We start from the raw sequence: 7,061 nt of genomic DNA on the forward strand, positions 1-7,061 counted from the left end.
CCACGTTGCCCGTAGCGCACGTCCGCGCGAACCGCGTCCGCGCCACGCGCGCTATGTCCGCTCCGCACAGTGCCGCACAGCGCCGCGCCACGCGCCGCCTTGTCGATTCCGCGGCAAACGCAAAAGCCCTCAAAACACGCGAAGGGGGCGAGGGCACGCGCCCCCGCCCGCTTCGCGACGAGCTCGGCTCCTAAAGCCGTTCGAGCTTGCTTTCCTACTTCAGGATCCAGTTGTCGAAGGTGAGGCCGTACTCCTCGTACTTCTTGCACAGCTCCTCGACGGTGCCGTCCTCGTACATCTCCTTCAGCGTGGCGGTGATCTGGTCGGCCATCTCGGTGTCGCCCTTCTTCACGCCCACCGCGTAGTGCTCGGAGCTCAGCGGCTCCTCGATCTGCACGTACGCGTCGGGGTTGGCGGACATCTGGTAGGCGGCGATGGACAGGTCGCACGCGACGGCGTCAACCATGCCGGACTCGAGCTGCATGAAGGCGTTGTTGTAGTCGCCGATGGTCTGCAGCTCGGCGAAGGTCGCGGCGAGCGCGGCCTGGCCGCCCTCCTCGTCGTTCTCGAGCACGTCGAGCGCGGCGGAGTCAACCTGCGTGATGACCGTCTTGCCGGCGAGGTCCTCGAGCGCCTTGACGTCGGAGCCCTTCTTCACCACGATGACCTGTTCGTTGAGCATGTAGGGCTCGGAGAAGGTGTAGTCAGCCTCGCGGCCCTCCATGGTGAAGCCGTTCCAGATGCAGTTGATGGTGCCCTGGTTCAGCAGCGCGTCCTTGGCATCCCAGTCGATGGCCTGCTGCTCGTACTCCCAGCCGTTGCGCTTGGCGACCTCGGCGGCGAGGTCGAGGTCGAAGCCGGTTTCCTTGCCGTCGTCGCCGATGAAGCCGTACGGCGGGTAGGCGTTGTCGAAGCCGACGACGAGCTTGGTGGTCTCGGTCGCGGCCTTGTCGGCGGCAGAGCTCGCGGAGCTTGCGGCGCTCGAGCTCGCGTTGCTGCTCGAGCAGCCCGCCAGCATGAGCGCGCTCAGGCTCAGCACGGCAACGGCCGCGACGAGCGTTGTGATCTTCTTCTTCATTCCGTTCCTCCTGAGAAAGCGTTCCTTCACGCGAAGCACCACCCTGCGGCGCCCCGCTTTGCCTTCACTTTATCACGATAAAGCGATAGAGCGCTTGAAAGTATACCACAGCGGCGCGAAATGCACGCGCGCGCTTCCCAAAGGGCGAGAAACACGCGATCTGATACCGCTCAGCACCACGTGAAGCGAATACCTCGTCATCAGTACAGCGTTCATGACAATTAAACATGCGTTCATTACATCTTGACATGAGCAGCCAGCTTGACGCACGGCGCGCAGGTATCAGATCGCGTGTTTCTCGCATGTTTGCAACGGGGAACGTGACGAGCCGGGGCAAAACCCGCGGCGAGGAGCCCCAGATGACGCCCCTTCCACGCGCATGCGGTGCGACGAGGGAAACGCCGACCAAGGCTGCCTTGCCTTGAGGCCGCTGGGCGGATGCCCAGGACCAAAGGCTGAGAGTGCGTATGACGCGCGAAACGAGACCTGAGGCCGCTGGGCACCGTCATGCGGATTCAGGGATGGCGGAATTGACCAGCGTTTCCCTAGCGGTTGCGATTGCGGTTGAAGAGCTTGGCGGGCTTCTTCGGGCGAGGGATCTCCACCAGGCGCGGCTCGAAGTCGAAGAGCTCGGGCACCGGCACCTCGCGCGACAGCTCGATGCAGTGGCGCAGGCACACGTCGACGCACAGCCGGCACTGGGTGCAGTCGGCAGCCTGGAACTCGAGGTAGCGCAGGTCCTCGTCGGCCGGCTCCTCGAGCGTGGAGTACTTGAGCGCCTCGGTGGGGCAGAACATCACGCACATCCCGCAGCCCGAGCACTTCTCGGCGTCGATGGAGAGCGCGCCGAAGTGCCGCGTGCTGAGGACGGGCGCGGAGAGAGCAGCGGGGGTCGCGGGGTTTGCAGCGTCAGTGGGCGCAACGGCGGCGTCGGCGCCGGCGTTCGCGACAGCCTCACCCTCCTCGGCCGCCCGCATGATCGCCTCGAGCGCGCCGGTGCGCTCCCCCACCTGGCAGAGCGCGTCCATGATGCGCATGTTGCGCTCGGGCACGAAGGTGGGCATCTTGCCGCTCTTCCCCGCGCCGAGCCGCTCGCGCAGCGTGCGCAGCTTCTGCTTCTGGTCCTGGTGGAGCGCGTCGGCCACGGCCTTCTCGGCCACCGTCATGGTGACGTTCTTCGCGTAGCCGCCCGCCTGCGTGAAGAACCCGCGCCGCGCGGCGCGGCGCACGGCGAGCGCGTCATGGGCGAGCAGCTCGGGCGGGAACTCGGAGGCGCGCGCGATGACGACGGGCGCGTCCACCGCCTCGAGCAGCGACGCCGCAGCGTCGACCGTCTCGTCGACCGCCGGCGAGACCGCGCCGTACTTGCACGTGGCGCACGTGCCGTCCACCAGCACGATGTCCTCGATGCCGTGCGCCGCGAGCCCCACGATGAGCGACTCGGTCACGCGCCCCAGACACGGCACGCACGCGAACTTCTCCGGGTCGCCGAGCTGGCGCGCGGCCATGCGCGCGCACGCGACGCACGCCGTGCCCGTGCCCGTCTGGGCCACGGCGCCCGCCACGGCCACGGCCAGGTCCTCGTCCATGGGGTCGAGCGACACGAGCGCTGCCGTGGGGCAGACCGCCACGCACGCGCCGCACGCCACGCACGCGCCCGCGTCGATGGCAAGCTCGTTCTTCCCCACGGTGATCGCGTCGGCGATGCACGCGTCGGCGCAGAGGCGGCACGACGCGTTGCGGTTGCGCACCGCCACGCAGTGGTCCTCGACGGCCACGACCGACTTGCTGCGCAGAAGCTCGGCCATCTCCATGACGTCGTTGATCGTGGGCATCGTCAAAACCGCCTATTCACCGAGGTAGGAGTCTTCGAGGCGCTTGAGCTCGTCAGGCGTGTTCGCGTTGATGAAGCAGCCGCCGCGCGGCTCGGCCGCCAGCACGCGCTCCTGCGAGAACTCCGCCACGCGCACCGCGGGGTCGTCGAAGAACGCCTGCGCGCGCTTCTCGCCGGCGTCGAGCGCGCGGCGCACCGCGGGCACGCAGCCGCTCTTGCGGTAGAGCGCGTGGAAGGGCTCGAACCCGTGCTTGTTCACGGGAACCACCACGTCGGCGCCGGTCTCCGCCATCATGAGCGACTCGGCCACCACCAAGCTCGCGCTGGCGAACACCATGTCGCACGCCACCACGGCCACGTACGGGTTGCGCGCGGACTGCAGCGCGGTGTAGAGGCCCGGCAGGGCACCGCGGAAGTCGAAGGCGTCGCCCACGAGCTTGATGTCGAGCTCGGGGTACTCCTCGGCGAGGAAGGCGAGGCCGTCGGCCTCGTTGGTGGTGATCAGAAGCTCGTCAGCCGCCGGCGCGAGCCGCTCGACGAGCCGGCAGATGAGCGGGCGGCCCGCGAAGGGCACCGTGGCCTTCGAGCGGCCCATGCGGCGGCTCTCGCCGCCCGCCTGGATGACCACCGTCACGCGCGGGCGCACGTAGTGCTCCTCGAGGAAGTCGGCGATGCCCGCGATGTCGTCGAGCGCGAACGCCGGGATGTTGAACAGCAGCGCCGCCTGGCGCGCCTCGGGGATGTCGGTCACGATGGCGACCGTGTCCGACGTGGGCATCTTGTGCTCGAGGTCGGCCGCGAAGGCGGCGTCCCCGCGCGAGGCCTGCGTGAAGTCGGTGCCGAGCGAGGCGCCGGCGCGGGCGCCCTCGATGAACGCGCCTGCCACGCTCACGTCAGCCGGGTTGCCCGAGCGCATGATCTCGATGGTGGGCAGGCCGCTCTTGCGGTAGCCCTCCACCACGATGATGTCGTGGCCGGGCATGGAGCGCACGATGTCGGAGCACTCCGCCTCCTCGCCGAGCGTCTTGACGCGCGCCATCATGGTGGGCGAGGCGATGACCGTCTCGCTCGCGCCGGCCGCGCGGTGGCGATAGGAGTCCTTGCCGGGATGGTCGATGTCGAAGCTCGCGTGGGAGTGGTGCTTGACCGACCCCACGTCGTGCCCGCGCGCCACCAGCTCGGCGATGACCTGCTCGATGAGCGTGGTTTTCCCGGAATTATGGCGACCCACGATGGAGATCGCCGGACTTGGAACGTTGACCATGATGCCCCTCAACCCCTGAACCTCGCAGCGTCGCAGCTCGCCTGGGCGCCCCACGACCCTGCTTCCTTATATCGCGAACGAGTATAACACGATACCGCGAAGCGCTTGCGCACGCGCGCCAGCGCTTTGCACTTACCGCGCGCGCATGCGGACGCTCATGTCGAGGGGCTTCGCGCTGAAGGGCGCCGTGGTGGCCAGGCCGTCGACGCCCGTGGCGGCGTAGGCGGCGGCGTTTTCGGGGTTGATGCCGCCGGCGGCGATGAGCGTGGCGGCCGGGTTGACCGCGCGCAGCTCGTGCACCAGCAGCCCCAGCTCGCCAGCGGGAACCTTGTCGAGCTGGATGCCGTCGACGCCCGCGCGCGCGAGGACGCGCGCCTGCTCGGCGTCGGCCTCGACGAAGATCTTCTTCTCCACGCAGCGCGCCTTGATCTCGGGGAGCCGCTCGACGAAGGCGTCGAAGCCGCCCATGAACGTGAGGTGGTGGCTGAACACGATGATCGTCTCGGAGAGTCCCAGGCGGTGCGGGTAGGCGCCTCCCGCCACCACCGCGTAGGTGAGCAGGTCCTTCACACCCGGCATGGACTTGCGCGTGGTGAGCACCTCGCAGCGCGGGTTCGCGGAGTGCGCCGCGTCGACCATGCGGCGCGTCTTGGTGGCCACGGCCGACAGGTGGTCGAACACGTTCAGGCACGCCTTCCACGCCGCGTGCAGCTGCTCGGCGCCTCCGCGCACGCGCATGAGCGCCTCGCCCGCGCTCACGCGGTCGCCGTCGGCCCGCGCGCCCACCACCTCGCAGCCGAGCTTCGCCATCATGCGGCGCACCACCGCCACGCCCGCGAGCACGCAGTCCTCGCGCGTGAAGTACTCCATCTCACCCGGCGCGTCCGAGAGGCCGAGCACCTGGCACGTGAGGTCGACGTAGGGCAGGTCCTCGGTGATGAAGTGGTCGATGCGCGCATCGGCAAAGTATTGCATGGCAGCTCCTCCTCGCAGGTCAGGCGGCGTTTCGGCACGCAGGGACGCACCTGCGGGCGCACCTGCGGGCGCGCCCGGCCCCCGCCTGCGCGCTCCCGCCACGGCCTCGCGCCGCCGCCTCCTCTATCTATCTGCATATCAGGATAGTGCATTGAGAAGTGCGCTGCGCAAGAATTTTCTCTTGGGATTATGTGGAGACGGTGCTATAATACATTCGATTTACGAGAAGCGAACCTTGCTTCGGGAAGATAAGGGTTCTGTTTTTGGAGGGGACAGGGCTCTTTGTCTTATAAGGCACGTGATCTGCATGGCAGGTTACGTGCCTTATCTTTTTCAGGCGCCGCGACATCGGGACGCGGAGCGCCGAGGCGAACGCCGGCGAATCGGGCGCGCTTCCGCGCCCCCTACAGCGGGCGGCGAGCCTCGAGGGCGCGGCCGAGCGTCACCTCGTCGGCGAACTCGAGGTCGCCGCCGACGGGCAGGCCGCTCGCGGGGCGCGTCACCGTGATGCCGAGCGGCTTGATGAGGCGCGCGAGGTAGGCGGCCGTGGTCTCCCCCTCGATGTTGGGGTTGGTGGCGAGCACCACCTCGGTCACGTCCTCCGCGGCCAGGCGCTTGAGCAGCTCGGCCACGCGCAGGTCGTCGGGGCCGACGCCCTCCATCGGCGAGAGCGCGCCGCCGAGCACGTGGTACACGCCCGCGAACACCGCCGTGCGCTCGATGGGCGGGATGTCGCGCGGCTCCTCGACCACGCAGATGGCGCTCTGGTCGCGCTTGGAGCTGGCGCAGATCTCGCACAGCTCGCCCTCCGCGTAGTTGAAGCAGCGGCTGCAGAAGCGCACCGCCTCCTTCACCTCGGTGATGGCCTCGGCGAGCCGCAGGGCTGACGCCTTGTCGGCGTTCAGCAGGTAGTAGGCCATGCGCTGGGCCGACTTCGGGCCCACGCCTGGCAGCCGCTCCAGCTCGTCGAGCAGCTTCTGGATGGATGGCGCCGCCTGCATGCGCTACATCAGGCCCGGAATCTTCATGCCGCCCATGACGGCGCCCATGCGCGCGTTGGTGGCCTCGGTGGCCGAGCGCAGCGCCTCGTTGGCAGCCGCGAGGATCATGTCGCCGAGCATCTCGACGTCCTCGGGGTCGACGGCCTCGGGGTCGACTTCCACCGACTTGATGGTCATGTCGCCCTTGGCGCACACCTTCACCATGCCGCCGCCCGCGGTGGCCGTGAACTCCATCTGCGCGATCTCCTCCTGGGCGCGCGCGGCCTCGAGCTGCATCTTCTGGGCCTGCTTCATCATCTTCTTCATATCCATGGGGCACTCCTTCGGTGACGTTGGCGGAAGTTTTCAAGCGTGGGGACTATGGTACCGCAAAGGCTATTCCCTGACCTCGGTGAAAGACACGTCTGCGCCGAAACCGAAGGCAAGCATGGCGTCGAGGTCGGCCATCGAGGGCTCGGGGCCGGCGGAGGCCGGCTGGGGCCGCTGGTCGCGGGCAGGCTGCGCGCTGCGGGCCGTCTGGGCGGGCTGCGCGCTGCGGGCCGTCTGGGCGGGCTGCGGACGCTGCTGGTCGCGGGCGGAAGCCGCGGGGTCAGGCTGGCGAACGGAGGCAGCGGGCTGCTGCCCTGGGGCGAAAGCCGCGGCCGCGGAAGCAGGCTCGAACGTCGGCTCGAAAGCGGGCTCGTAGACGTCGGCGTCGTCGTAGGGAACCATGTCGTCGTAGGCGTCGAGCGGGACCAGGTCGTCGAAGCCCGCGTAGCCGGTGGGCGTCTCGTAGGGCGCGGGCGGCGTGGCCTGCGTGGCGACGTCGACGCGCGGCTCGGGGCCGGCTGAGGGGCGCTGGGCCGCGGAGTCGGCCGCAGGGCGCGGGCGAGCCTGGCCAGACGGCCGCGCAGCTTGCGGCGCGGCCTC

At 68.9% G+C, this 7,061-nt stretch carries 6 protein-coding genes and 1 pseudogene; all 7 read right to left on the minus strand.

The features are described 5' to 3' along the window. Window positions 1-214: 214 nt before the first annotated feature. Complete coding sequence (locus HRL41_RS08080) at window positions 215-1,078, minus strand: amino acid ABC transporter substrate-binding protein (RefSeq protein WP_165172913.1); 864 nt, start codon at window positions 1,076-1,078, stop codon at window positions 215-217. 545 nt (window positions 1,079-1,623) lie between these two features. After that, window positions 1,624-2,913 (minus strand): 4Fe-4S binding protein, encoded by a 1,290-nt coding sequence (locus HRL41_RS08085; RefSeq protein ID WP_172136325.1) that lies wholly within the window; start codon window positions 2,911-2,913, stop codon window positions 1,624-1,626. Window positions 2,914-2,925: 12 nt separating this feature from the next. Beyond that, window positions 2,926-4,176, minus strand: coding sequence for a molybdopterin-guanine dinucleotide biosynthesis protein B (mobB, locus tag HRL41_RS08090; RefSeq protein WP_172136326.1), 1,251 nt, complete (start codon window positions 4,174-4,176; stop codon window positions 2,926-2,928). A 132-nt stretch (window positions 4,177-4,308) separates the two neighbouring features. After that, window positions 4,309-5,151, minus strand: coding sequence for a ModD protein (modD, locus tag HRL41_RS08095; protein WP_172136327.1), 843 nt, complete (start codon window positions 5,149-5,151; stop codon window positions 4,309-4,311). Between the two features lie 404 nt (window positions 5,152-5,555). Beyond that, window positions 5,556-6,152 (minus strand): recombination mediator RecR, encoded by a 597-nt coding sequence (recR, locus tag HRL41_RS08100; RefSeq protein ID WP_172136328.1) that lies wholly within the window; start codon window positions 6,150-6,152, stop codon window positions 5,556-5,558. 3 nt (window positions 6,153-6,155) lie between these two features. Further along, window positions 6,156-6,464, minus strand: coding sequence for a YbaB/EbfC family nucleoid-associated protein (locus HRL41_RS08105; RefSeq protein ID WP_172136329.1), 309 nt, complete (start codon window positions 6,462-6,464; stop codon window positions 6,156-6,158). A 63-nt stretch (window positions 6,465-6,527) separates the two neighbouring features. Further along, window positions 6,528-7,061, minus strand: a pseudogene (locus tag HRL41_RS08110) (hypothetical protein); the annotation flags it as partial.

The sequence above is a fragment of the Adlercreutzia sp. ZJ473 genome (genome assembly GCF_013185065.1).
Lineage (GTDB): Bacteria > Actinomycetota > Coriobacteriia > Coriobacteriales > Eggerthellaceae > CAAEEV01.

Excerpts from the sequence above, each read along its gene's own strand:
- mobB (WP_172136326.1), bottom strand. The coding sequence starts at position 4,176 with ATGGTCAACGTTCCAAGTCCGGCGATCTCCATCGTGGGTCGCCATAAT.
- HRL41_RS08080 (WP_165172913.1), bottom strand. The coding sequence starts at position 1,078 with ATGAAGAAGAAGATCACAACGCTCGTCGCGGCCGTTGCCGTGCTGAGC.
- HRL41_RS08085 (WP_172136325.1), bottom strand. The coding sequence starts at position 2,913 with ATGCCCACGATCAACGACGTCATGGAGATGGCCGAGCTTCTGCGCAGC.
- modD (WP_172136327.1), bottom strand. The coding sequence starts at position 5,151 with ATGCAATACTTTGCCGATGCGCGCATCGACCACTTCATCACCGAGGAC.
- recR (WP_172136328.1), bottom strand. The coding sequence starts at position 6,152 with ATGCAGGCGGCGCCATCCATCCAGAAGCTGCTCGACGAGCTGGAGCGG.
- HRL41_RS08105 (WP_172136329.1), bottom strand. The coding sequence starts at position 6,464 with ATGGATATGAAGAAGATGATGAAGCAGGCCCAGAAGATGCAGCTCGAG.